Annotated in this window: 21 protein-coding genes; 9 read left to right on the top strand and 12 right to left on the bottom strand. The window is 67.7% G+C overall.

All coding sequences use genetic code 11. The annotated features are described in order from the left end of the window. Positions 1-38 precede the first annotated feature (38 nt). Both IPI67_27445 and IPI67_27440 read right to left on the bottom strand, forming a co-directional pair. Positions 39-1,082, bottom strand: a complete 1,044-nt coding sequence (locus IPI67_27445) for a hypothetical protein (protein ID MBK7583917.1) — start codon at positions 1,080-1,082, stop codon at positions 39-41. A gap of 31 nt (positions 1,083-1,113) precedes the next feature. Continuing rightward, positions 1,114-3,366, bottom strand: a complete 2,253-nt coding sequence (locus IPI67_27440) for a HAMP domain-containing histidine kinase (protein MBK7583916.1) — start codon at positions 3,364-3,366, stop codon at positions 1,114-1,116. Positions 3,367-3,512: 146 nt separating this feature from the next. Here IPI67_27440 and IPI67_27435 point away from each other — a divergent pair, with 146 nt between their 5' ends. Together IPI67_27435 and IPI67_27430 are read left to right on the top strand one after the other, a co-directional pair. Beyond that, positions 3,513-4,256 carry a FadR family transcriptional regulator gene (locus IPI67_27435; GenBank protein MBK7583915.1) on the top strand — a complete coding sequence of 248 codons (744 nt, stop codon included), beginning with the start codon at positions 3,513-3,515 and terminating at the stop codon, positions 4,254-4,256. A 2-nt stretch (positions 4,257-4,258) separates the two neighbouring features. Then, positions 4,259-5,965 carry a hypothetical protein gene (locus tag IPI67_27430; GenBank protein MBK7583914.1) on the top strand — a complete coding sequence of 569 codons (1,707 nt, stop codon included), beginning with the start codon at positions 4,259-4,261 and terminating at the stop codon, positions 5,963-5,965. An 83-nt stretch (positions 5,966-6,048) separates the two neighbouring features. Here IPI67_27430 and IPI67_27425 read toward each other — a convergent pair whose 3' ends face one another. Continuing rightward, positions 6,049-6,429, bottom strand: a complete 381-nt coding sequence (locus IPI67_27425) for a hypothetical protein (GenBank protein MBK7583913.1) — start codon at positions 6,427-6,429, stop codon at positions 6,049-6,051. Between the two features lie 87 nt (positions 6,430-6,516). Further along, entirely contained in the window at positions 6,517-7,383 is an 867-nt protein-coding gene (locus IPI67_27420) for a Crp/Fnr family transcriptional regulator (GenBank protein MBK7583912.1), read from the bottom strand. A 250-nt stretch (positions 7,384-7,633) separates the two neighbouring features. Between IPI67_27420 and IPI67_27415 the strand changes: the two genes are divergently transcribed. Beyond that, the gene (locus IPI67_27415) at positions 7,634-8,278 is read left to right on the top strand and encodes a hypothetical protein (GenBank protein MBK7583911.1); all 645 of its coding nucleotides are present in this window, start codon (positions 7,634-7,636) and stop codon (positions 8,276-8,278) included. A 130-nt stretch (positions 8,279-8,408) separates the two neighbouring features. Here IPI67_27415 and IPI67_27410 read toward each other — a convergent pair whose 3' ends face one another. Continuing rightward, positions 8,409-9,473, bottom strand: a complete 1,065-nt coding sequence (locus tag IPI67_27410; GenBank protein MBK7583910.1) for a dienelactone hydrolase family protein — start codon at positions 9,471-9,473, stop codon at positions 8,409-8,411. 153 nt (positions 9,474-9,626) lie between these two features. Here IPI67_27410 and IPI67_27405 point away from each other — a divergent pair, with 153 nt between their 5' ends. The 3 genes from IPI67_27405 (at position 9,627) to IPI67_27395 (ending at position 12,694) form a co-directional block, all read left to right on the top strand. Further along, positions 9,627-10,358 (top strand): hypothetical protein, encoded by a 732-nt coding sequence (locus tag IPI67_27405; GenBank protein MBK7583909.1) that lies wholly within the window; start codon positions 9,627-9,629, stop codon positions 10,356-10,358. A 41-nt stretch (positions 10,359-10,399) separates the two neighbouring features. Further along, a complete protein-coding gene (locus IPI67_27400) occupies positions 10,400-11,365 on the top strand; it encodes a glycerophosphodiester phosphodiesterase family protein (GenBank protein ID MBK7583908.1) in 966 nt (321 codons plus the stop codon). Positions 11,366-11,497: 132 nt separating this feature from the next. Continuing rightward, the gene (locus IPI67_27395; GenBank protein ID MBK7583907.1) at positions 11,498-12,694 is read left to right on the top strand and encodes an acetyl-CoA C-acetyltransferase; all 1,197 of its coding nucleotides are present in this window, start codon (positions 11,498-11,500) and stop codon (positions 12,692-12,694) included. An 81-nt stretch (positions 12,695-12,775) separates the two neighbouring features. Here IPI67_27395 and IPI67_27390 read toward each other — a convergent pair whose 3' ends face one another. After that, positions 12,776-13,267, bottom strand: a complete 492-nt coding sequence (locus tag IPI67_27390; GenBank protein MBK7583906.1) for a hypothetical protein — start codon at positions 13,265-13,267, stop codon at positions 12,776-12,778. A 135-nt stretch (positions 13,268-13,402) separates the two neighbouring features. Here IPI67_27390 and IPI67_27385 point away from each other — a divergent pair, with 135 nt between their 5' ends. Then, positions 13,403-13,708 carry a hypothetical protein gene (locus tag IPI67_27385; protein MBK7583905.1) on the top strand — a complete coding sequence of 102 codons (306 nt, stop codon included), beginning with the start codon at positions 13,403-13,405 and terminating at the stop codon, positions 13,706-13,708. Positions 13,709-13,903: 195 nt separating this feature from the next. After that, on the top strand, positions 13,904-14,128 hold the full coding sequence (locus IPI67_27380) for a hypothetical protein (protein ID MBK7583904.1): 225 nt from the start codon (positions 13,904-13,906) through the stop codon (positions 14,126-14,128). Between the two features lie 61 nt (positions 14,129-14,189). On the opposite strand, the gene IPI67_27375 is transcribed toward IPI67_27380, so the two are convergent. After that, entirely contained in the window at positions 14,190-15,395 is a 1,206-nt protein-coding gene (locus IPI67_27375; protein ID MBK7583903.1) for an MFS transporter, read from the bottom strand. Between IPI67_27375 and IPI67_27370 the strand changes: the two genes are divergently transcribed. Then, complete coding sequence (locus IPI67_27370; protein ID MBK7583902.1) at positions 15,370-16,326, top strand: MOSC domain-containing protein; 957 nt, start codon at positions 15,370-15,372, stop codon at positions 16,324-16,326. The genes IPI67_27375 and IPI67_27370 overlap by 26 nt on opposite strands. Before the next feature lie 5 nt (positions 16,327-16,331). On the opposite strand, the gene IPI67_27365 is transcribed toward IPI67_27370, so the two are convergent. The 5 genes from IPI67_27365 to IPI67_27345 are packed head-to-tail and all read right to left on the bottom strand — an operon-like array spanning position 16,332 to position 24,049. Next, complete coding sequence (locus IPI67_27365; GenBank protein ID MBK7583901.1) at positions 16,332-18,098, bottom strand: glycosyltransferase family 39 protein; 1,767 nt, start codon at positions 18,096-18,098, stop codon at positions 16,332-16,334. Next, positions 18,095-19,075: an NAD-dependent epimerase/dehydratase family protein gene (locus tag IPI67_27360; GenBank protein MBK7583900.1), complete on the bottom strand. Its 981-nt coding sequence runs from the start codon at positions 19,073-19,075 to the stop codon at positions 18,095-18,097. Before IPI67_27360 ends, IPI67_27365 begins: the two co-directional genes overlap by 4 nt. Continuing rightward, on the bottom strand, positions 19,072-20,217 hold the full coding sequence (locus tag IPI67_27355; GenBank protein ID MBK7583899.1) for a radical SAM protein: 1,146 nt from the start codon (positions 20,215-20,217) through the stop codon (positions 19,072-19,074). The genes IPI67_27360 and IPI67_27355 overlap by 4 nt, the downstream gene beginning before the upstream one ends. A gap of 11 nt (positions 20,218-20,228) precedes the next feature. Continuing rightward, a complete protein-coding gene (locus IPI67_27350; protein MBK7583898.1) occupies positions 20,229-23,135 on the bottom strand; it encodes a glycosyltransferase in 2,907 nt (968 codons plus the stop codon). Further along, positions 23,132-24,049 carry a glycosyltransferase family 2 protein gene (locus IPI67_27345; GenBank protein MBK7583897.1) on the bottom strand — a complete coding sequence of 306 codons (918 nt, stop codon included), beginning with the start codon at positions 24,047-24,049 and terminating at the stop codon, positions 23,132-23,134. The genes IPI67_27350 and IPI67_27345 overlap by 4 nt, the downstream gene beginning before the upstream one ends. Positions 24,050-24,137: the final 88 nt, after the last annotated feature.

The following is a 24,137-nucleotide window of genomic DNA, read 5'->3' as shown; positions in this document are numbered from 1 at the left end:
AGCCTAGACTCGAGTGCGCCGCGATGCCATCGGAAGTGTCAGGGCGCCGTCAGCGACCCACACGCGAGACCGCCGCCCACGACTCGCAGTGATCCTTTCCAGCGCGACTTGGCCTTCATTTGGCTCCACTTGCCGGCGTCGACGTCGCACTGGTGTTTGGCGTGTGACTGCGTGTCGGTGAGCTCGACGCTGAGGGTCTCTTCGCGCTTGCCCTCTCGCTCGGCGCCCAAGCCCTCCCCAGTCTTGCCGAGCTTCGGCTCGGGCCAGCGAGGTGAGAGATCTGCGCCGCTGGCCTTCTCGCTGCGGTCGAGCTGCCAGCGGTTGATTTCGTAGCGGCACTCGTCTTCGTAGACTGGCTCTTGTTTGAAGCGCGGTGTGCACTCTTTGAGCTCTTTGTAGGTACCGTCGCCGCGATCGACCTTGCGTATCTTGCAGTCCTCGCCGTCCTGCACCTTCTTCTTGGAGCGTTCGGCCTTTGCTCGGCGCACGTCGGTCGCGCCTGCGGGTAGCTCGTCGCACCATTTGGTCTCCTTGACGGTCTGGAAGCGCTCGATCTGAATGCTGCGCACCCAGCTGTGACCGGTGACCTCGAACGCCGCCTCTCGCCGCCAGAACAGCAGCACCAGGACCACGACCGCAATGGCGGTAACGAGCAAACAGCCCGCACAGCCCAAGACGATTCCCGACTTCGACTTCTGCGCCGGAGGGGCTGCGAGGGCGGGCGCGCCTCCGCGCAGCTCGCGTTGGGCTTGCTCGGCGGTATCGAAGGGGACTGCGGCGCCTTCGGCGTGGAGCAGGTCCTGCCGCCGGGCGACGTCCTTGGTCCCATCGAGCGGGCTGCCGCACCCGCCGCAGTTGTTGGCGGCACGGCTGGCGCTGGCGCCGCACGCAGAGCAGAGCGCGTCGGCGCCCACGTACACGTGGTCCTCCACCGCCACCTTTTCGTCCTCGGGAGGGAAATAGCGGGGTGCGTTCTCCTGCGGCGCACCGCAGCTGGGGCAGTGTCGGTGGGTTTTTGCGAGCAGCTTCCGAGCGCCGCAGTAGCCGCAATCCCAGAGCATCTCGTAGATCTTCTCGCTCATGGTGACGGCGATTCTACGCGTGGTTGGCGGTTCAGTGGGTGGAGTTGGGGGGCAGGTCGTGGACCGCCAGGCTCAGCGTGAATTCTGCGCCGCCCGTGTCGAGCGCCCGAGCCATGAGCCGCCCACCATGCTGGCGCGCGATCTGTTGCGAGATCGCCAGACCCATGCCCGTGCCGCTCGGCTTGGTCGTGTACCCCGGAGAGAAGATCGCGACGGGATCGCTGATACCTGGACCGGTGTCCCGCACGCGGAGCTCATAGTGGTCGTCCCGGCGTTGAATGGTCAGGGTTGCGACCCGGAGATCGGCGCTGGCCATGGCTTCGATGGCGTTGCCGATCAGGTTGTGCACCAGCTGCTTGAGTTTGTCCGGGTGCCCCAGGACCATGGCCGGTCCGGGTCCAAGCTCATCGACCAGGCGGATCCCGCGGTCGGTGATGCTCGCGGAGTGCGCGCGGGCGACGCTGGTGACGATCTCGTGCAGGTCCACCGGGAGGACCGAGAGCTGCCCGGTCTTCGGGCTCATCGAGAGGTACTCGTTGGTGAGCCCCGTCAGCCTGGCAAGCTCGCTCTTCACCACCTGGACTGACGAGTCGAGGCGCTCTAGATCCGCCGTCGGCAACACCAGCTTCCTCACGCGTCGCTCGAGCAGTGCCAGCTCCAAGCTGAGGCTGTTCAACGGGTTCTTGATCTCGTGAGCCAGGAGCCGCCCGAACGCGCCCATGGTGCTCCACTGTTCGGCAAAGCGCAGGCGCGCTTCGAGCTGAACGCGGGCAAGGGCGCTGGCTGCAACCGGCGCAAGCGCTTCGGCGGCTCGCAGCTCCTGGCGCGAGAACTCCCCCGTGGTGCGCGCCAGGTGGATCGCGCCGATCACCGTCTTTTCCACCTCGAGGGGGATCGCGAGCTGCGCACCCGGCGAGCGCTGGCGCAGCACCGCGCAGCCCTCGCTCGAGTCCTCGGAAAATGCGCTGACTTTGCTGGGGATGCGTGCCTCCGAAGCGGGAGCCAGTCGTGTCAGCTGCTCGCCGTGGACAGCCCAGGTATCCTCGAGCCTCCCCGAAGCGTCGAAGAGCTCCACGAGCGCCGCGTCATGGGCGATCAGGTTTCCGAGACTCCGAGCGAGCTCCGCCGCGTCCGGATTGGTCACCAACCCACCGAGGGCGATCGCAAGGCGTCCTTGCGCGGTCTTCTGTGCGAGCAGCCGATCGGCAAGGCAGGCGATAGCGAAGATCTGCGACAGCGTGTCGAGCAAGATCTCGTCGGACTCATGAGCCGCCGCCCCGGGACCTCCGAGCCGGAGGGTACCGAGATCGGTGCCCGCCCACGCCAGGTGTTTGCTGCGCCAGACAGCCTCCCGGTCGCTGTGACTCACCAGCTCGGCGTGTTGGTGCCCGGTCGCGCGCGCGACCTCGGCGAGGGCGCCATCCAGCGAGCTCTCTCCGGCGATCCAGGCGCTCAATGAGTCTGCGACTTGGTGCGTGGCAAGCTGCTGCAGGCTGAGCTCTTCCGCTCGACGCGCTTCGGTCAGCCGCTGCTCCCGCTCGGCGGCAAGGCCACTGGCGAGCGCTTCGGCGAGGGCGTCGAGCTCGTCGGTGCTGGCTTGGGCCTTGTTCAGGTTGGTATCAGCGCTGCCTCCAACCAATGCACTCAGAGCTTGGATGCGGGCGAACACCTGCCAGATGCCGGCCGCGACGAGCATCACCAGGAGGACCGACACCACGCTCGCCCAAACACCCAGACGGGCGCTGTCCTTGGTGCGGGACTCGACGGCGCGGGCCGTCGCGCGAATCGTCAAGTCGAGCTCGTTCACCTCCAGCAAGACGTCGCGCGAGAGGGCGTCGAGTGGCTGCGGCGAGCCGTTCAGATAGGCCACGAAGCGCGGGTGGATGTCAGTGTCCCAGGTCCGGAGGTGGACCTCGAGGCGCGCGCAGACTGCCGGCGTCGGGCACGCCGCTGCGCGCTTCGCGGGCTCTCCGCGCAGGGCGTCGTCGAGCAAAGTACGCTGCTCCTGCATCAGCGTCTCGACGCGTCGCCGGGTTCCCGCGTCCTGGCGAGCCTGCGGCAGTTCGGTCAAGATCTCGAGCAGGCGGAAACGCAGCGAGCCCGCATCTTGAAGTGCGACCGCGAAGCCGTCGGTGTTCACCCGCAGGTGTTCGGCGACGACCCACGGCGCAAGTGCCAGGGCGGCGAGAGCGGTCAACAACAACAAGAAGCGCACGCGCAGCGACGGCATGGCCCGCGACGCCAGGCTCGGCCTGGGTTTGGGGGTGCTCTCCGCCGCCGACATCAGCCCGAGCGTTGCGCGTCTGGACGCTGCCGGGCATGACGAGCGTCACGGACGACCCCCGACGGGCTGCGGGGGCAACGCCCGGCTCGGGCAATAAGTCTGACTTTTGCCTTGACCTGGCTTTAAGTCAGACTTATTGGGTCCGGGTGTCCGCAAACCCCGCTCAGCGCAAGGCCGACGACGTCGCCGACGATCTGCTTCGGCGCATCGTGTCCGGCGACATTGCCGTCGGATCCGTACTGCCCCGGGAGGCAGATCTCGCCCAGAGCTACGGTGTCGGGCGCAGCGTCGTGCGCGAGGCCAACAAACTCCTCGAGGTGCACCAGCTGGTGCGCCCGACCCGCCGCCGCGGCACGGTGGTCCTCGATCCGCTGTGCTCCGTGACCCCGGCGGTGCTTCGGGCCATGTTGTTCGACGAGCGGGGTCGGGTCGATCGGGCGATGCTCGCCGAGTTCCTCGAGATCCGCGCGGAGCTCGACGAAAAAATGACGCGTCTCGCTGCCGAGCGCCGAACGCGCGACGACATCAAGGCCATCGAACACGCGGCCGCGCTGATCGACGGGGGGGTGCCCGGCTCCGCCGAGCGCTTCGCCGCCATCAATGCGTTTGGTGCTGCGCTGGCAGCCGCGACCAAGAACCGGATCTACTTGATGCTGGCCCACTGGCACGCGCAGATCGCAGAGGATCTGGAGCCGCTACTCGCTCGCGTCCGGGAGCCGGTGGCAGAGGCCCGCGGATACCAGCTGCTGGTGGACGCCATCAAACAGCGCGACCCGGAGCTGGCGGGTCGCCTCGTCGCCGAGTTTCATCAATGGGCGAATCAGCGTTTGCTTGCGGCGGCGAAAGACACCCGACGCACCGCTCGCGAAAAATCGAGCACGGAGAGTTGAGCATGCAGACCATGGTTCAGACGGCCATCGATAGCTCGGGCGCATTGAGGGCGGGCCCTCGCCCGGTGCACGAAATGCACGCTGGGCTGCACGTGCTTCGCCTCGCCGGGGACGACTACGAGATGGGCTACCAGCACGGTAGTGTGCTCAAGGAGGCCATCAGCCGCGGACCGATCCCGTACTTCGACCGCTACGTCGACAGCATGCTCGGCTCCGCCCTCGGACCACGCGCGGGCCGCTTGATCGGCAGCGCGCTCAAGCTGACCGTGGGGCGCAGGATCGCCCGGGGCTTTCCCGCCCACGTGCGGACCGCGCTCGATGGTCTGGCGGACGGCGCGGGGCTCGATCGCCGCGCGCTCCGTGGCGCGGTCACGATGCCAGAGACCTACCTGTGGCTGCTCGGGCAGGTGATGTCCGTGCGTCGCCCCCGGCTCGCCCCGCGCTCAGGAATGCCACTGCTCGGCTGCACGAGCGCGCTGGCGTGGGGGTCAGCAACCCGCCACGGGCGCCTGTTACACGGCAGAAACTTCGACTACCAAGGCGTCGGCGCCTGGGACACCGAGCAGGCTGTGGTGTTTCATCGGCCCAAGGACGGTCAGCCGTTCGTGTCGGTCTCGGCAGCGGGAGTGCTCTTCGGTGGAGTCACGGCGATGAACGCGTCGGGGCTCTCGTTGGTCGTGCACCAACACATGGCGAGCGACGCGCTCGAGTTCGGTGGCGTCCCGATCGGTGTCACCGGCGACCAGGTGATGCGACACGCCAAGAACCTGGACGACGCACGGCGAATCCTGGACGACCACGTGCCGAACGGATGCTGGACCTACGTGATCGCGTCCGGTCGAGAGAAGGCCGCGCTGTGTTACGAGGTGACACCGAAGGTCAGGGCGCACCAGGTCGTCGACCATGGTACGTTCGCCTACGCAAACGTGTTCCTCGATCGAGAGGTCGGGCGCACCGAGCGTCACCTGTATGCGTCGCACTGGCGCAACAACCTCGCTCGCTTGCGCCGCGCCGATGCTCTGCTCCGGGCGCAGCGCGGACAGATCGACGAGGACACCATCGCTTCCATCTTGGGTGATCCCGGCGCGGACGGTTGCCGGTTCGAGAGCGCCATTTCCATGCTGATGACCGTGGCCTCGGTGGTGTTCCGGCCCGAAGATGGGCTGGTCTGGGTGGCAACAGGGCGCGCGCCGGTGTCGAATCGGGACTACGTGGCGTTCGACCTCGGAAGTGAGGGGCCGCGGTCCGATCTCGAGCCGCTCACTGGCGGCCGGCTCTCCGACCCGAGCGCGGTGCTCGCGTTCGACGCCTACCGAGAGGCGTACGCTGCCTACTTCGATCGGGCAGACGTCGGTGCTGCCAGGTCGCAGCTCGCCCGGGCGCTCGAGCTTCAGCCCGAGCAGGCCCTCTATCACTACATGTTCGCGCTGCTGGCACTGCTCCAGGGCGACGGCGCTGCGGCGGAGTCCGCGCTCGATCGCGCGCTCGCCATCGGTCACGCTTCCGACGACAGGCGGGCTTCATTTCATCTGTGGCGGGCTCGGGTCCGGGATACACGCGGGAGGCGAGCAGAGGCGCTCGGCGACTATCGTGCGGCCAAGGTCGGCGACGAGTATGTTCGGACGGCGGCGGCGCGCGGTCTCACCAAACGTTACAAGGCGCGGCGCTTTGGTCTCGAGTTCGCGCTGGCCGACGTCCCCGTGCCGTGAGGGAAGGCCGCACGTTTGCAAAGCGTTGCGCGGTGTGAGCGCCGGACCCGCAGCTCGTTGCGGCGCTTGGGCGAGCCAAGCGCTCAGTCCGTGTAGGTGGCCACGCCGACGTAGTGCAGCGTCCGCGAGCAGTAGCCGGAGCCGAGCATGCCACGGCAGGTGTCGGTGCCGTCGAAGCGCGCTTCCTGGTTGCGGAGCGCGCGCATCACGACGTCGGTGATGTCGTGGCCGCCGTCGCGGCAGGCCGAGTCCCCACACGCCACCAGGAACAGGGCCGGCGCGCTTTCCACCACGATTCTGCGGATATGCGAGGAGCCAGCCAGCCCCGACGCGGACGTGCGTTCGTCGATCTCGAGCCGCAGGCTGGCTACCTTGGGGAGCGCGGCCTGGAGCCGCGGCGCCGCATCTTCGCGCTGACGGCGCTCAGCGGAGCGCTGAGCAGCCTCGCTGAGCGGGCGGTTCATTCTTCGGGCGGCCAGGTAACCTCTCTAGCACGCTCGTTGGCGTGGGTTCAAATCGCTGCGATCTGTCGGGGATCCGCCCGAGTGGGGTCACAGCACGAAATCGAGCATCTGCAGCCGCGTCAGGTGATCTTCGACCGCGCGATTGTAGTCATCGATCAACATGTCCAAGCGGATGTGTAGACCGTCGTCAGCGCTGCTGACGACAGTTCCGCTCACGGCGATCTCACGCTCGGGCAACAACAGCACACCGCTCCAGTCGGCGCCGTCCTTCGGGGCCGCACCGGTCTTTGGTAGGTGGAGCCAGTCTTTGCTCATGGCCTTGATCGTCACGATCACGCCATCGTCGAGGCGCACCGACGTCTGCAGCGCCTCGGCTGGCGTCACCAAGTAGTGGCCCTTCTTGTTCTGCTCGATCAGCGTCTCGAGCTCGTCGAAGAGCAGTTTGTTCAGCGGCGTGTCGTCGCCATCGAGCAGCGCGTCGCGCATGCGCTTCATGGCCTTCTGCGTGGTGATCAGGTTCTTGCGCATCTCCTCCACACGCCGCACGTCCCGCCTGATCTTCTCTGCAACGACCCGGAGCAGGTTGTAGTGGAACGGGAAGGCCACGTCGCCGTGGTCCTCGAAGAACTGCATCAGGTCTTTGACCGGAAGCTCCAGCAGCTCCCCGGATGTGGCCGCGACGGCGGTGGTCTTGCGCTCGAGCTGCACGAGCGCGCCGAGCTCGCCGACCGGGGCGATGGGTTTGAGGCGGAAGCGCTCCGCTTCACCTTCACGCAGGGAGATTTCGCCGCTGGTCAGGATCTGGAAACGGTCGGCGACCGAGCCCGCACGGAACAGCACCTCGTTCGGTTCGATTCGCCGAGTTTTGCAGGCCGAGACGAGCTGGGCGAGGTGCTCGTCGGTGATGTTGGCGAACAGGGGGATCTTGCGCAGCGCGGACGGAGCGACGGACATGCTGACCTCTCGTGTCGATTTGGCGTCGACAGGCGGGGAAGAAGGGGCGCGACCATAGCACCTTCTGGGGTCGAATTTCTTCGATACACGGCCAACGCGAGGCGGCGTCGGCGGTGGCCGAACCGTCGCGAACTCTCGGGGGATCCGCGCGCTCCGGAGGGACGCCGTGGCGCGGCGGGGAGGATGGGTGCCGGTGGATTGGGCTGGCGCTCGGTGTGCCCTCGGATATCCTAGGACTCGAGGTGCGCGCATGAGTGGGCGATGGATATTCTTGTCTTTGGCATTGGGTGTCGTGGTGGGTTGCGGGTCCGACGACGGCGGCGGCATCTCGGGGACCGGTGGCGCGAGCACGGGCGGTACGAGTAGCGGCGGCACGAGCAGCGGCGGCGCGAGCAGCGGCGGTAACCCTTCGGGCGGTGCGGCGGGCACGGCCAGCGGCGGCGCCGCGGGGACTGCCAGCGGCGGTGCAGCGGGGAATGCCAGCGGCGGTGCGGCAGGCACGGCCAGCGGCGGAGCGGGTGGCGCTGGAACCGGCGGCGCGGCAACCGGCGGCACGGGTGGCGCGGGCACCGGCGGCGCGGGCACCGGCGGCGCGGGCACCGGCGGCGCGGGCACCGGCGGCACGAGCGGCGGACAGTGCGCGAACATCAACACTGGCTTCAAGCCGGCGTGTGACACGTGCATGAAGAGCAGCTGCTGTCCGCAGATGAAAGCGTGCGAGGCCAGCGTGCCGTGCACGAATCTGGTCACGTGTTTGCAACAGAAGTGCGCCACTGCGCCCAATCTGACCGCGTGTGCGCTGCAGAACTGCGGTTCGTTCCTGAGCGGTGCGAGCCTCGCCACACCGATTCAGACCTGTCAGCAGCAGAAGTGCGCTGCCCCATGCGCTCCTTGAGCGTGAGCTGATCCGGGCAGCTAGAGCGCCGAACAGGTTGAACGTCGTTTGTTTTCCGGGACTTGCAAGGTGTTCTAGCGGCCCTCGGCCATCATCGGCCGGGGGCCGACTTGTTTCGGCAGAGTGCTCGTCACTTGCGTGACTGCTTCTTGGAGCGCGCGCTCTTCGGAGGCTTGGGTCGGTGTGATGTCTTCGATGCCTTGGACGGCTTGGACGGCTTGGACTGTCTTGTCGAGGCTGATCCCCGCCCGGGTTTGACCGGCTTCGCGCTCGAAGCTCCGTCGCTCGGCCGGGCAGTTGCGTTGGCATTCCCTTTCGGCAGTTTGCCTCCACCGAGAAAGGCCCACGCCTCGCGCACCTGTGCGTCCGTCATCGAGTGGCCGACGTTGGGGCGACCCACGACCAGGCTCTTCCATCCCATCGCCTTGAGAGCGCGGCCCAAGCGTGCCGGATCACGTCGGGCGCGATCCTTGTGACCGTACCCCACATAGATCGGGGGTTTGGGGCGTGTGCCTTTGGCCCAGCGCTCGACTCCCTTGGGCGCGCCACCTCCCGCGAAGATCGCGTAGCCCGCTACGTCGAGCCGACCGCGCAGCGCGAGTGACGCGGAGTAGTAAGCGCCGGCGGAGAAACCCCACACGTAAACTCGAGCAAAGGCTCGGCCGTTGCGCTTTTCCAGCGTCTGCTGGGCTGCCTTCCATTCGGCCAACACCTCCGACTCCAGCGCCTTCTGACCTTCGGCCGAAGAGGGCCAGTTCCAGTGGTCGGCGAACTTCTTCGAGCCGGCGCCGAGGCGGCCCCGTGGTGTGATGACCTCGAAGCCTCGGGCTTTCGCTGCACGCGCGAGGCCGCGCTGCCCATTCCACTGCCAGGTCGTTCCGAACTTGGTGACTCCGTGCAGGAAGATCACCAGGGTGTCGGGCGCGCTCTCGGGTGGCTTTGGTGAGTAGTGACAGACGGTCGGGGTGAGCGCCTCGATGCCCTCCCCGTCGAAACACCAGGGCTGGTCCGCGCGCTCGACCGGCGTGCCATCGGCCCCCTCATCGGGGCTCAGCAACTCGTCCGGTGCCGGCTCCGTCTCGTCCCGACCGTCGAGCGGAACGATGAGCTGGGGAGCGGCGGCCTGGGCGGCCGCGCTGCGCGTGACCGCAGATGCGCACGCGAGGGCGGCGACCGCGACGAGCGCGGTGGGCAAGAGTCTCGATCGACAGCGCGTCACGACGTTCGCGCGCTCTAACACGCGCATCCGGCTCAGGCCCATTTCGCAGCGGCACGCAGCTTGCTCACTATCTGGGTTGCGAGCCCAAATCGGGCTCTGAAGGTGACCCCCATGAGACCAGCTTTCGAAATGGACCCTGGCTTGCTCGCCCCGATTTCCGAGCGCTCTGGCACAGGTCGGCACACCCTGCCCGACGGCCCGCAAGCACTCCTGGAGACCGGTGACCGCATCTCTCTTGGTGTCGTTGCGGAGGGCTTCTTCAGCGTCGGCGACGCCGGCGGCTACGAGGGAGGGCCGGCGACCACCGACAGTCTGGCGCCAACGGCTGACGAGCCGGAGCTCGATCTCCAGCCGCCGAAGGGCGTCGTACGCACGCCGGAGATGGACGCGCGCCGCGCTCGCCTAATCCCCGTGGTCGCGACCGTGGTCGGTTGTTTTGCGGCGGTGCTGGCGCTCGGAGTGATGCGGGCGAGCGCATCACAAAGGGACACATCGACCCTGGCTGCCGCGCCCGCGCGGGTGAACACCGCCCGCTCGGTGCAACGGGTCCCAGCTCCACCTGCCCCTGAAGCAGAAGAGCCGGCAGCCGCTGCGGCCGTGGTGGCGACCGCAGTGAAGGCGCCGGCGGAGGCGCCTCCAACCGCCACGCCCAGCACTCGCTCCGCGCCCGAGTCCGCTCGGGTCGTTGCGATGCCGAGGGCACCCTCGCCGCAGCCCGCGAAGCCGCGCGCCCCGGTTGCCGAGCCCGCCAGAGCGCCGCTCACCGCGCTCCCCAGCGTCGTGAGCTTCGCCGCCCGCGCCGGCGATCCGCCCAAGAGCGCGAGCCGCCCTCCAACGGCGGCCTTTTCCACGCCGAAGTGAGCTCGCCCCACGGGCGCCTGGATCTTTGGCATCATCGGCGAGTGAACGCCGTCGTCGTCACGCTGCTCGGTTGCCTGCTGTGTGTGGGGTGCGGCTCGTCGTCGTCCGAGGAGCCTTCCGGATCCGGCGGTGCCGGTGGTGATGGCGGAAGTGCTTCGTCGCCGGCGCCCTCCAGCTTCGACTGCAGCGCGAGCGCTCCGCCGGCGCGCACGAACCCGCTGCCGGTCGCGTGTGCGACGGACCGTAGCTGCAAAGAGCATCTGGTCTCGGGGCACCGCAGCGCCGGGGGTGAGCTCGGGGTGCTCGCCCCGGAGAACACACTCTCGGCAATCCGCGCTGCAGTGGTGATCGGCAGTGACTTCATCGAGACCGATCCCCGCCCCACCTCCGATGGCGTGCTGATCAACTTGCATGATCCGGAGCTCGACCGCACCACCAACGGCAGCGGAAACGCGAGCGAGCACACGTTCGCCGAAATCCAGGCGCTCGGCATCGACGGTTCCAAGTTCGCCGGTGACTACTCCTGTGATCGGGTGCCCAGTATCGAAGAGGTGCTGACCCTGGCGAAGGGCAGGATCCATGTGCTCCTGGATGCGAACAAGACCGACCGCGTCGATCTGCTCGTCAAGGCCATACACGACACGGACACGCTCGAGTGGGCGATTTTCGACACCGACGACAGCAACAAGATCCAGGAGGCACTGGCCCTCGAGCCGAAGTTGTTCACGATGATCCGCGTCAGTGACGCCGCAGAGATCGACGCCGAGCTTGCGCTCTTCAGCGCCCACCCGCCGGTGATCGTCGAGCTGCACGACGGCGCAGATCCCAAGCTCCTGGCACCGAAGCTTCACGCCCAAGGCCACCGCGTCCTCGTCGACGTCTTCGGCGTCGACTTGGCGGCAAAGTTCACGAACGACCCCCAGAGCTACGCCCCCGTCTTCGACAACGGCGCCGACATTGCGCAGACCGATCGTCCAGAGCTGGTCGTGAGATTTCTCGACCGCTGAACGTCGGGCCCGTGCGCGGCAAATTTTTCCGGGCGCGCGGTGCCGGGGCGACGCTCCCCGAACGAGCTCTAGCTGAGCCCATGACGGGGCCGGCGTTGTGCGCTAGGTTTCGCGCCCCCACGGAGGTCTGTCATGAAGAAGCTCGCGAAGGAGATCTGGATCGTTGCCGCGAAACGCACGCCGTTCGGCGCCCTGTCCGGGAGTCTGAAGGACGTGAGCGCCATCGATCTGGCCGTGCACGCGGCCAAAGCTGCGGTTGCCCAGAGCGGCATCGCTGCCAAAGACTTCGACCACGTGATCGTGGGCAACGTGCAACAGACGAGCTCCGACGCCATCTACGGCGCACGCCACGTGGGGCTCAAGGCGGGACTGCCCATCGAGGTCCCCGGGCTCACCGTCAATCGCCTGTGTGGCTCCGGTTTTCAAGCGGTCGTGAACGCGGCCGAGCAGATCCTTCTCGGAGAGGCGAAGGCGGTGCTCGCGGGCGGCACGGAGAACATGAGTCAGGCTCCGCACGTGATGTGGGGGCTCAGGGACGGAGCGAAGTTCGGCAAGCCGCCGAAGCTCGTCGACTCGCTGTGGGAGTCGTTGACCGACAGCTATTGCCAGATGCCGATGGCGGTGACGGCGGAGAACCTGGCCGTCAAATATGGCATCACCCGCGACATGGCCGACGCCTGCGCGCTGTCGTCGCAAAAGCGCTGGGCGGCCGCGCAGGAGTCCGGCGGTTTTGCGGACGAGCTCGCGCCGATGGAGATCACCCAGGGGCGTAAGACGCTCAACGTGGATCGCGACGAACACGCCCGCCCGCAGACGACGCTCGAGACCCTGGCCAAACTGCCACCGGTTTTCAAGAAAGACGGCGTCGTCACCGCGGGCAACGCCAGCGGCATCTGCGACGGCGCGGCCATGTTGGTGGTGGTCGACGCGGAGTGGGCCAAAGCCCAGGGGCTGTCACCGCTGGCGAAGCTCGTGCAGTGGGGTGTGGCGGGCGTCGAGCCGACCTTGATGGGCATCGGGCCTGCCCCGGCAATCCGGAGCGCCCTCGAGCGTGCCGGCATTGGCATTGGCGACGTGGACCTGTTCGACGTGAACGAGGCTTTTGCACCGCAGTTCCTGGCGGTTCAAAAGGAACTCGGGTTGCCGGAGGACAAAACGAACGTCAACGGCGGAGCGATTGCGCTCGGCCACCCACTCGGCGCGTCGGGGGCCCGCATCACCGCCAACCTGATCTACACCCTCAAGAAGCGCGGCAAGCGCATCGCGGTGGGGTCGGCGTGCATTGGTGGCGGTCAGGGCATCGCGGTCGTGCTCGAGAGCGCAAGCTGAGCGAGGCGTCGGCGGAACGCCGGCCGAACTGAACGGCGCGCGGTCTCGAGCGGCGCCGTAACGCACAGGACCAGGCGCAGATCAGCCCGCGCGCCCGAGCTTCTGTAGAAGCTCCGCGCGTCGGCTGGGCGAGGCGCCGAGCAGTCTGTAGCTAGCGAGGGCGGCCAGCCAGCCCACGATGGCCAGACCGCCCGAGACGGGCGCGGCGATCGCCTCGAGCCGCGGCCCGTCGTCTTCGTAGCGCGCGACGCGCACACCGTTCGCGTTGTAGGCGGCGCTGACCTCGCGCTGGGCCATCACACCTTTGTCGAAGACCTCGTAGGCACAATAGCCGGCAACGACCATCAGCAGGATGCCTCCCATCAGTGCCCAGCCGCGGAAGTAACCCACGATCACACTCTTGTACGACATGGCGATCGGCACGCCGCGATCACCAGCTCCACTCTCGTCCACCACCAGGCTGCGGAGCGGAAGCAGTGGCAAGAACCAGACGTGGAAGAACTGCGTTGCGACGTGAGCCACGCCAGGGACGGTGTCGACCTTTCCCATCGTGCGGGTGCCGGCGATGATCATGCTTCGAGCATAGCAGCTGACCGAGGCGCGTCAGCGGATTTGCCGCCATTCCAGGGCGACCACCGCGCTCGGTTGCGCGGGACACTCGAGCGCGGCTGGGCCCCGATCGTACAGTTTGTTAGACTGTCGAGCGTCGTGGCGCTTCGAGAGTACGTACTGAGGGGTGCGGGCGCGGATGTCGAGCGCGCCGTCGCAGTTCTGAAGCGCCGAGGCATCGACTCCGTCCCGCGAGCTGCCGCGCGCGATCGCCAGATGCTGAGTGTCGCTGCCGAGCACGCCGCCGCGGCGCGAGAAATCCTGGCGGTGGGCTTTGCGCCAGAGCAGCTGGTCACGGCCATGGAGATGCTCGACTACTGTCCCGCCTGCGGCGGCCGGTTGTCGTTGGGCGCATTCCGCTGCGCGGAGTGCGGAGCTGTCGTGGGAGATCCGCATGGGCGCTGATCACCGGGTGCATCGCGTTTGCTCGAGCCGCTGCTGGCCGGCGCCAGGCCAACTTCGAGCTTTGGCCTGGAAACCGCCGCGACGCGCGGTGATAGCGTCCCGCCCGTGCAGCCCCAATATCCTGGTTCACCTCACCAAGGCCAAGCGCCTGCGGCACAAGCAGGGGGGCCCTCGCCCGGAGGCAGTGGAGGCGGTTTGCGCAAGGTCGGGATCGGTTGCGCCGTGTTTGCCCTGCTCACGGTGTGCGGCAATGGCCTGACGCTCGCGCTGCTGGTGACCCGGGTGCTCAAGCGCACGTTCCACATTCGCATGGCAACGGCGAACGCGCTCGGTGTCGGGTCGATGGTCGGGATCGGTCTCGGCATCCTCGGCATGATCATCGCCATCGTGCTCATTGCGGTGGGCCGCAAGAAGAAGTGAGCCCGCGCCGCTGAGCGCGCTTTCAGCCGACGCCTGACACCCTTGGCGGACAGGTTTCGGATTAGGCCGGCTTGGGGCCCGCGTGGTGTGTCACCGCCCGGCGCATGCGTGGGCTGCCGAAGAGCGCGGCGAGCGCCAGCAACAACAACAGCGAGCTCGCGTAATACGGCAGGTCGCCGCGGATCGCGTACAGGCTCGTTCCGCCGACGGGGCCGAGCACACGCCCGAGCCCGTGCGCCGAATGGCTGAGCCCGGCCGCCGCCCCCTGCTCGTGCTCGCCGGCAGCCAGCGAGGCCGCGGCGGTGACTCCGGGCAACGCGAGACCCTGCCCTAGACCCTGAACCGCAAGGGCTGCGGTGAGTGTGCCGAACTGATGGGAGAAGATCAGTCCCACGAAGCCCGAGAGTGCGATGGGCACCCCGGCGCTGAGCAACACGTGGGGGGGCCACCGGAAGCGTCGCACCAAAAAACCCTGCACGAAGACCGCGACGACCCCGTAAAACACCAGCGCCAACCCCACGGTTCGCGCTGTTTGGTGCACGGTCAGGTGCAGCCGATCTTGGAAGTAGAACGCGACGGTCTGCTCCATCGCGACGCTCGACAGGCTGATCACGAATCCGAGGGCCAACACCGGCCACATGCGCACCGCGAGTGAGGTCGGGTGCTCCTCGGGGGCAACCGCCACGTGTTTCTTCGGCTCCGGGAGCTTGAGCCAGACGAACACGGCGTTGAGCAGGGCAAAACCCGCGGAGAAGTACACCGGTGTGAGCAGGCTGATGGTCGACAAACCCGCGCCGATGGCGGGCCCGATCACCACCCCGAGCCCGAACGCCGCGCCGATCATGGCCATGCCCGCGGTGCGGTCGGCGCGCTCCGTCGTGTCTGCGATGTAAGCCTGCGCCGTCGGTAGGGTCGCCGACGAGAACGCACCGCCGGCAACACGCGCTCCGAGCAGCAAGCCGAACGTGGTCCAGTGACCGAACGCGCCGCGACTGCCGAGCTCCGCGATCACACCAAACGCCAAGAAGGACAGCGCGAAGCCGAGGATGCCCGAGATGAGCACTGGTTTTCGCCCGACCCGCTCGCTGCGCCTGCCCCAGTACGGGCTCATCAGGAACTGCATCAGGGCGTAGCTGGTGGACAGCATGCCGACCTGTAGCTCGGTGAACCCCAGCCAGCGCCCGAGCGGTGCGAGGATCGGAAACAGCACCGACAGCCCGAGGATGCTGTTGAACAGCGTGATGAACAGCAAGCCGCGGGGATTCACGCGCGCTACTCTACTCTACGATTCGATCCCGACCAGAGTAGAGTTTCCGAAAGTCATCAGCGTTGCCAGCCGTCTGGAGCCGGCTTTGTCCCAGTCTCCAGTCGGCTTTCGCTACCTCGACCCGAAATCATCTATCGTCGGGGGGGTGCACGTCTCCGGGCTCTCGGTTCATCCAATCAAGTCCTGCGCAGGCCTCGAGCTACCAGCTGCCCGAGTCGAGCGTCGTGGACTGGCAAACGACCGACGCTTCATGCTGGTGGACGACGCCGGTCTGTTCATCACTCAGCGTGAGGCGCCGGAGCTCGCGCGCACCCGGGTTCGCGACGCGGGGCACGGCTTCGTTGTCTCGGCGGAAGGGCACCCCGAGCTGTCCCTCGAGTTTCAGCCCACGGGCGGCGAGCGCATCAGCGTTCGAGTCTGGGACGACCTGACCGAAGGCAGCGTCCAGCCCGACGGCAGCCGTTGGTTCAGCGAGCTCCTGGAGCGCGACGTGCGGCTCGTGTTCATGCCCAGCGAAGTGGAACGCGCGGTCGACCCCGACTATGGCTCCCCGGACGACGTGGTCGGATTCGCGGACGGATTTCCGCTGTTGGTCCTGTCCCAGGCGTCGCTCGATGAGCTCTCCCGGCGCGTGGGACGCCCGCTCGAAATGAGGCGTTTCCGTCCGAACCTGGTGGTGAGCGGCGGCGAAGCTCACGCGGAGGACGAATGGCGCCGACTGCGAGTGGGAGAGGTTCGACTTCGCCTGGTGAAACCTTGCTCGCGCTGTGTGATCACGACGCTGGATCCGGCGACGGGCGAGAGCGGGAAGGAGCCCCTTGCGACGCTCGCGACTTACCGCAAGCGTGACGGCAAAGTGTATTTCGGCATGAACGCCATCCCCGACGCCGAGGGTGAGATCAGGATCGGGGACCCGGTCGTACCCGAATGAAGCTCTCAGCGTGCCCCGAGCGCGCGCTCGACGGCGACGGTGCAGGGTGCGTCGGCAGCGCGGGCCCGCTCCCGTGCGAGCAACAATTCGGTGTCGGTGCGTTGGCCTTGCGCCAGCCAGATCGCGGCCAGGCGACCGCAAGCACGGGCTGCGAGCTTCTGCTCGGCAACGACGCGCGGTATTTCGAGAGCGGCCCGATATTCCGTGGCCGCGAGATCCGGACGGCCGCGGACCTCTTCGAGGAGACCGCGGTTCACTCGGGCGGCGAGCAAGTTCGGGTCGAGGACGATCGCCCGGTCGAGGGCGACGCGGGCTTCGTCGAGCCGCTGCTCGCCGAGTAGCGCGCTGCCCAGGTTCTGCGCGGCACGAGCCGAGTGTGGTGCGCTCTCGGTGGCCGCGGTGAACAGCGTCACGTCGTTGCGAAATCTGAGGATGTTGGCGGACGTGAGCCCAAAGAACAACACACTGCAGCCGAGCATTGCGGGCGCACTGAGGTCCGGTCGCTTCAGCGCTTCGGGGAGGCGCTCCGCCACCGCCCACGCCAACATCAACGCGACGCCCACCGCCGGAAGATACAGGTAGCGATCGGCGAGCGGATTCAGGAGCAGTGTGGGGACCGAGATCGGCACACTCGCCGCGAAGAACCAGCCAATGCCGAGGCTGAGTCGCCGTCGCCCGCGCAGATCGCGGTACAGGATCCAAGCCAAGAGCGCGAGCGCACTTGCGCCGAACGCACGCGCCCACGGCGTGCGGAACGGTGCAAGATCATACTCGGGTGCGGTGGGCCAGGGGACGACGAGCTGCCACGCGCGGAACGCTTCGAGGGCAGGAGCGTCGGCAAGGGAAACCGCACCTTGAGGTCGGCGGCGCTCGGCGGCCAGCGGAGGAACGCTGGGCTCGCCCGGCGTGCTGGGTTCCGCGCGGGGTCCGCCCGCGAGCTGCCACGCGACCAGGCTCCGGGCTCCGAGCATGGGCGTCCCAATCGAAGCGCGCTCGAGCCCCGTGCCGCCCGCGGCGGGCAAGAGCGACGGGTAGCCGAGGCGCAGTTGAAATCCGGCCCAAGCCAGGGTGACCGCGCCGAAGACCAGGGCCACGTTCAGCCACCGGCGTCGGGCGTGCTCGCTCGCACGAAAACTCGGTGAGGCGACGGCCAGCACGACCAACAGCAACGGGACGGAGAGCGCGCTCTCTTTCGCGAGCAAGCTGAGCGCGTAGGTCAGCCCGACCAGCGCGAGAGATCGGGTGCTCCCTCCGAGCGCTCGCCGGGCCGCCAGCAGGCACAAAACCCCGAAACAAGCCGCCAGGACGTCCTCGCGATTGCTGATGCCGGCCACCGCCTCGACCAGAGCGGGGTGCAAAGCGAACAGCACGCCCGCGAAGCCTGCCGTGCGTAGGTTGAACCTCAGCGTCTGCGCGAGCACGAACACCAGGACGGCAGTCAGGGCGTGCCACAGCGCGCTCTGCATGTGGCAAGCGCTCGCGCTGCCGCCGACGGCGCGGTCCACGAAGTGCGACAGCACCATGACGGGGCGGGCTTGGTCCGGAAATTCGCGTCCGAAATAGCGCCAGGGCAAGAGGTCCCGAAGATTCCCGAGATCTTGCACGAACGCGTTCTTGAGAAAGTGGTGGTGATCGTCGTAGGTGAAGTCGAAGTCGAGAGTGCGCAGGTAGGTGGCAAGGGCAGCGGCCGCGACAATCACCGCCACGGTCGAGCCACCGGTCACACCGGGTTGGGCGCGATCTGGGGAGACATTTTTTCGGGAGCGAGTCATCGCGATGGCACGAGACCCCGGTCACGGTAGAAGGCCACCGTGCGGCAGACTCCTTCGGAGAACCTGAGGGGTGGGCGGAAGCCGAGCGCATGTGTCGCGGAGGTGTCGAGCGCAGAGTCGGAGGTCAGCGTGTGCAGCCGCGCGCGACTGAGCGGTGGATGGCGGCGCAGGATGCCAAACACGGCTTCGGTCAGGAGCGCGGTGGCGTGGGCGACAGGCAGCGGAAAGGGGACCGGCGGAAGCGGTCGCCCCAGCGCCCACGCCAGCGTCGAGACGATCTGGCGGAAGCGGAGGGCCGGCTCGTCGGCGATGTGGAGCACACCCCGCGCGTCGCGTGTCTCGAGGGAGAAGGCGCAGGCGGCCGCCAGGTTTTCCACCGCGCAGAAGCTCATCCGATTTTCGCCAGACCCCGGCACGAGGAAGAGTCCGGTGTCCACGGCCCGTGTCAGCGCCAGGAAGTTCCGCATCTCGCCCGGCCCGTACACCGTGGGTGGGCGCAGGATCACCACGCGCATCGCCCCGAGCGCTGCCCCGAGCAGGCTCTGTTCCGCCGCCAGCTTGCTCTGGCCGTAGGTCGTCGTGGGTCGGGGCTCGGCGTCGGTCCGGACCAGCCCCGACGCCGTGTGATAACCGATGGCCGCCTGAGTCGAGAGGAACACGAACGCCCGCGCCCCCGCCTTCGCTGCCTCGTGGGCCAAGAGCACGCTGCCCTGGTGGTTGATCCGTTCCGCCTGCTCGGGATCTGAAATGGGATCGAGCAGCGCCGCGGCGTGCACGACTCCTTGAACGTCCCGGCAGAGTGGCGTGAGGCTCGCCGGGTCCGAGAGGTCGGCGCGTACGGCTTCGACGCCGGCCGGCACGTCCGGGTCATTGTGGACCAGCGCACGCACGGCATAACCCCGGCCGAGCAGCGTCCTGACCACGTGCTGACCCACGAAACCACTTGCACCGGTGACCAAAACACGATCGGTCGTCATGCCAGCCGGCTGCGCGTTCCACGCACGAAGTGATAGAGCACCTCGGGCAGCGCTCCGAGGTTCATCAGCGTGTTGCTGTAGGCGACGTTCGAGGTCTCGCAGTGACAGCGCTCGCTGCGGATCTTCGCGCGCGCCGCCTCCGCCAGCGGGGCCCGCCAGAGGCTTGGAAAATCCAGGTCGAAGTCGCGCAGGTTTCCCATGTCGTCGGCGCGTTGGGTGTTGGACCAGACCTGACCGTGGGCCGTCACGGAGCAGGTCGTGAACGAAGAGAAACAATCGTGCCCCGTCGGCCGAAGGCTCTCCCGCTTCACGTCGGCGTAGTACTTCTGGCGAAACGCTCGCACCAGCCGCGACACACCCCGCCGCGCATGTTTGTCTGATTTGGCCAGGAATGCGTCGATGACCTGGCGGGCGCGGGCGCCGTCGGGGGCGATCGAATCACCCTGGTTGTGGTACTCCGGGCGAAGTTGCGCGAGCTCGACCACGTACGAGTCGGGACGAATTTCCCCGAGTACGTAGTCGAAGATCTCCTCCGCCCGCTCGAGGTTGAAGCGTGAAATGACGGTGTTGACCCCCAGCGTCAGGCGAGGATCGCCGAGTCTCTTGAGCTCGCCGATACAACGCTCGGCCAGGGCGAAGTTGCCGGCGAAACCCCGGACCAGGTCGTGGCTCTCACGCACGCCGTCGATCGAGACGTTGACGACCAGCCGGGTGTTGCCAAGACGAGGCAGAATGGCTTCCACGCCGCGCGTCGTTCCACGCACCAAGCTGGCGTTGGTGGGAATGTTGATCACCAGCGGCCGCACACGCTCCGCCATGCGCGCGACGATTTCAGGAAAGTCCTGGCGCATGAAGGGCTCGCCGCCGCTGAACGTGACCCACAAGGGCGGGCTCAGGCCATTGAAGAGCCGCGTGTACTCCTCGAGCGTCAGCTCGCCATCGGCGACGCTGGGGTCGTCGAGATATCGCTGGCCGATGTTGCAGGTCTTGCACAGCGAGTTGCAGCGGTCGGTGACGACGAAGCTCATCGCGAGCGGTGGTAGGTGGGGCTCGCCGAAACGTCGGAAGGCGCGATACAGCGGGATCTTCGCCGCGACCAGCGCGCCGCGCGCAGCTCTGGACTCGGCGAGCGCGGAGAACATCAGTGCCGAGCCTAACGCCGATGCCAGCGGTTCTCCACGTCGCCGTCCGCCGCAGCCAGCTTTCGGCCGTCGTCGGAGTCGGACGGTGCCCGGAGCTCGGCTTCCCCGTTCTCGGGCTGCACGGCGAAGGTCGAGTGTGGTGTGTACCGCAGCGTGAGCCCCGCGCGTCTCCAGCCCGCGGCGAGGGTCTTCAGACGCTCGGTTCGGGCACGAACGTCGAGCGGCAGGCGGCTCTGGCGGAGCAGCTCGACCGTGGTCGCGAAGACCAGCGCGTGAGGCGCGCTCGTGGGCTGAGCGATGTCCCACCACTCGGTATTCGTGTCATCGGGTCTGCCGTCCCACAATGTGGTGCCGTCGCGACGCACGAGCTTGGGCGAGACGGTCGCGGTATGGGGCAGGGCCAGCTCCGAAAGCAGGCCGTCGAGCCAATCTGCGTGCAGCGCCTCGACCCCCGGGTCCACGAACACGATGAACCGATGCGAGCCGCCGGTGCTCGAAACATCGAAGTCCTCATGCCCGGGCACGCCGACGATCTGCACGTGGACACCGAGCGCGCCACGCTGAAGGGACGCAAGCGCGCGCGCGCTACGCAGCTTGGAGCGCGACTCCGGCACGACGACGAGCACGTCACCGTTCGGCGGCGCGGCGCGGACGCGGAACGTCCCGGCGACAGGGCCCGGTTCTGCCGTTGCGTCGAGGCCGCGGCGCAGGAGCGCCTCGCGCACGGCGCCAAGCTCTGCGGCGCGCGTGCGGTGGGCTGCGGCCAGGAGCTCGGACTCCGGGTGTGGACTCTGCCAGACCTGACACAGCACATGCGGAAGGTGGACGATGCGGGTCGCGCGTTCGGTGGACCGGAGTGCGGCGTCGTAGAGCAGCGCGTCTGCTGGGCACTGGCTGGGCGGCGAAGTCGCGAAGGAAAACACTCGGCTCGCGTACAGAACCGCTGGCCCGAGTGACGAACGAGCGAGGAGCCGCTCCGGCGAAAACTCCTGCTTGGGCTGCGCTTCGAGCGGTACACCGCGGGCGTCAATGACACGCTCGAGTCCGAATACGATCTCGGCGTTCGAGCTGTCCGCGTGGGTCACGAGCTCGGCGATCGCGTCCGGGCGCAGCAGCGTGCCGGCGGCCAGCAGGAGCACGTAGTCTGCACTCGAGACTGTGTAGTGCTCGGTGAGCGCCGTGGGGCCGAGTCGCACGACCTCGACTCGGTCGGGGCGGTGTCGCTCGCCACAGCGAGCGAGGGTCTCGGCAAGCGGGCGTGGAGGCTCGCCGAGTGTCGCTATTACCAGGCGGAAACTCTGAAAATACTGGAGCTCGAACTGGGTCAGCGTCCAATCCAGCACGTGGGGCTCGGCCGTTGGCTCGAGCAGCAAGAGGACGGCGACCTTGGGCATCGACTTCAGGCTCGCCAAGCGCTCTCGCCACTGGAACGCCGCCAGTCGCGGCGCCTCGAGCGGCGGGGCTTCGGGCGCTGCCGGTTCGAGCGGCAGGTCGGCGGAGGTGAGCAGCCCCAATCGGCTCGCGATGCGCTCGGTGCCATGCCGGAGCTTGCGCCAACCGAGCTGGCTGGCCTTGTCGAGCGTCTCGCGCGCCCCGCGTTCTTGCAGCTCGCCGCGCAGCAGGTTGGCCTGTTTGCGAGCGCGCGTCGCCAACGTAGGTCGCCACTCGAGCGGCAGCCGATGTTCGAGATCCGGCGCACGCTCCGGACTCCTCGCCCACTCCAAGAGCGGCGCGAGCTGGCGTTCGGCGCGGCAGACTTCGTGGGCAAAGCAGCGCCCGCGTTCACCGCGAGCGCGCGCGGCTTCGGGGTCCCGGACCAGCATCAGGAGCGCGTTCGCCAGGCCGCGGGGGTCGCCGCACTCGGCCAGGAGCCCCGCTCCGGCCTGCTCCACGTCGAGGCTGATCTCCGACAGGCGCGTCGAGACGATGGGCAGACTCGCGGCGAGCCAGTCGAGCATGCGGGTGCGGGCGCCGAGGGTGCCCTCGTAGGAGAATCGGTCCACCAAGATCGCGGCGTGCGCGCCGGCGTAATAAGCAGGGAGCTCCGCGGTCTGCACCCAACCGGCTAGCTCGTAGCGTTTCCGGTGTCGCGACCGCGCGACGTGGTCCTCGAAGCGCTGGTAGGCGTCGGTGTGGTGGCCCCCGATCGCTCCACCAGTGGAGACGAAGGTGAGCTCGGGTGCGTCGTCCATCGCTAGCTCGATGGACTCGAACAAGACGTCCGGATCCGTCCAGGTATTGAACCCACCGCTCCAGAGCGCGACGAAGCGTTCACCCGGCAACCGCGGCCGACGCGGCATGCGTCCCATGAGCTCGAGCTCTTCGTCGTCGATGGAGTTGGGGACCGCGGAAACGAAGTCGTAGCCGTCGTTCTTTGCGGTCAACCGCCCCAACATGCCGAGCTGTCCGATCAGCGCGTGCCGTTGCGCGCGCGAGCAGGTCGAGAAGTGATCCCCCCGCGCGAGCACGGGCACCAGCGTTCGGTACCACTCGTTGACGTTCCAGTCTCCACCCAGCGCGCTGGCTTTGACCTGGGCTTCAGCGAGCGGGTCGCCGTTGATGTCCGCCCAGAACGGCAGGCCGCCGGCGAAGTTCACCGCGACCGCGGCGGGATCGCGGTTGACCCCGACGATCGCACTCGGCGAAAACTCGTCGATCTTCCCCCCGATGAGCTCCGGTCGCTCGTGGCACATGTGCTCGGAAATCGACCAGACGGTCACACGACCGCGCCGGACCCGAGTGATCTTCTCCGGTGGCCACCCCTCGGAGGCGTGTCCCCGGATCGCGAACAAGAGCACCTCGTGGCCCGCGCGAGCCAGTGTGTTCGCGAAGTGCCAGCTGCGCAGGGCGAGGGCGAAGAGGCGCGTGCTCGCTTCCCAGCGCATCGGGCCATGCCCGAACACGACGATACGGCTCATGACTGGCTCCCGTCGAAGCTATCGGACACGATGTCGTCGTTGCGCGGGGTGCCGCGCGCGGTCTCGCGCCGGGTGCGCCACGCTTCCAGGTAAGAACGGGCGCAGATGCGGCGCTCGCTGGGCGGGCAGTGTCGACGGAGCCAGGCGATTTCATGCGGCAAGAAGCGCGTCAAGAGCTCGGCTCTCGAGTAGTTGCGCAGCACGAACCGAACGCGGCTGTCGTGGAAGCGGCGCAAGTAACGCGCGGTCTGAGCCGTCCCGCTGGACACCCCTTCGTGATGGGCCGCGACGGCGTCGGGCGCGTAGACGACGCGGAAGCCCGCCTTCCTCGCCCTGACGCACAGCTCGGTCTCCTCGTAGTACGCGGGGAAGTAGCTCGGTGAGAGGAACCCCACCTGGTCGATCACCCGTCGGCTGACCGCTATGGCCGCGCCACATACGTAGTCCACGTCCATGGGGCGGTCCCACTGGCCCACGTCGCGCTCGCCGCGCCCGTAGTGGCGACTCAGGGCGTTGTCGTGGAGCACACCGCCTGCATGCTGCAGCACATCGGTGCCGGGATAGAACAGCTTCGAGCCCACCACTCCGACGTCGGGACTCTGGAGTGGTGCGAGCACGGCAGCGAGCCAGCCGCTCTCGGGGATCGCGTCGGGGTTCAAGAGCGCGATGTGTCGCCCACGAGCGTGCCCGAGGCCGAGGGCATTGCCACCGGCGAAACCGAGATTTCGCCGCGAGGTGAGGAATCGCACACCGGGAAACTCTCGCGAGAGCCCGGCGACCGGCGTCGGTGAGGCGTTGTCCACCACGATCACCTCGAATTGATCGCGAGGCAGGCTGCTCCGCTCGATGGCAGCAAGGCAGCTCGGCAGAAACTGCCTGGTCGAGTACTCGACGATGATGACCGAGGCGAGCAAGAGGCGTATCCGGCATCGTCGGGCCAGCCGGCGCAGGGGTCAAGCCGAGCGAAAGTCCGAACCTTTACGGTTTTCCCCCGTGGCCCCC

It is taken from the genome of Myxococcales bacterium (assembly GCA_016706225.1).
Lineage (GTDB): Bacteria > Myxococcota_A > Polyangia > Polyangiales > Polyangiaceae > JADJKB01.
Note: the sequence above shows the minus strand (reverse complement) of the source record. Positions and strands in the feature narration are given on the sequence as shown.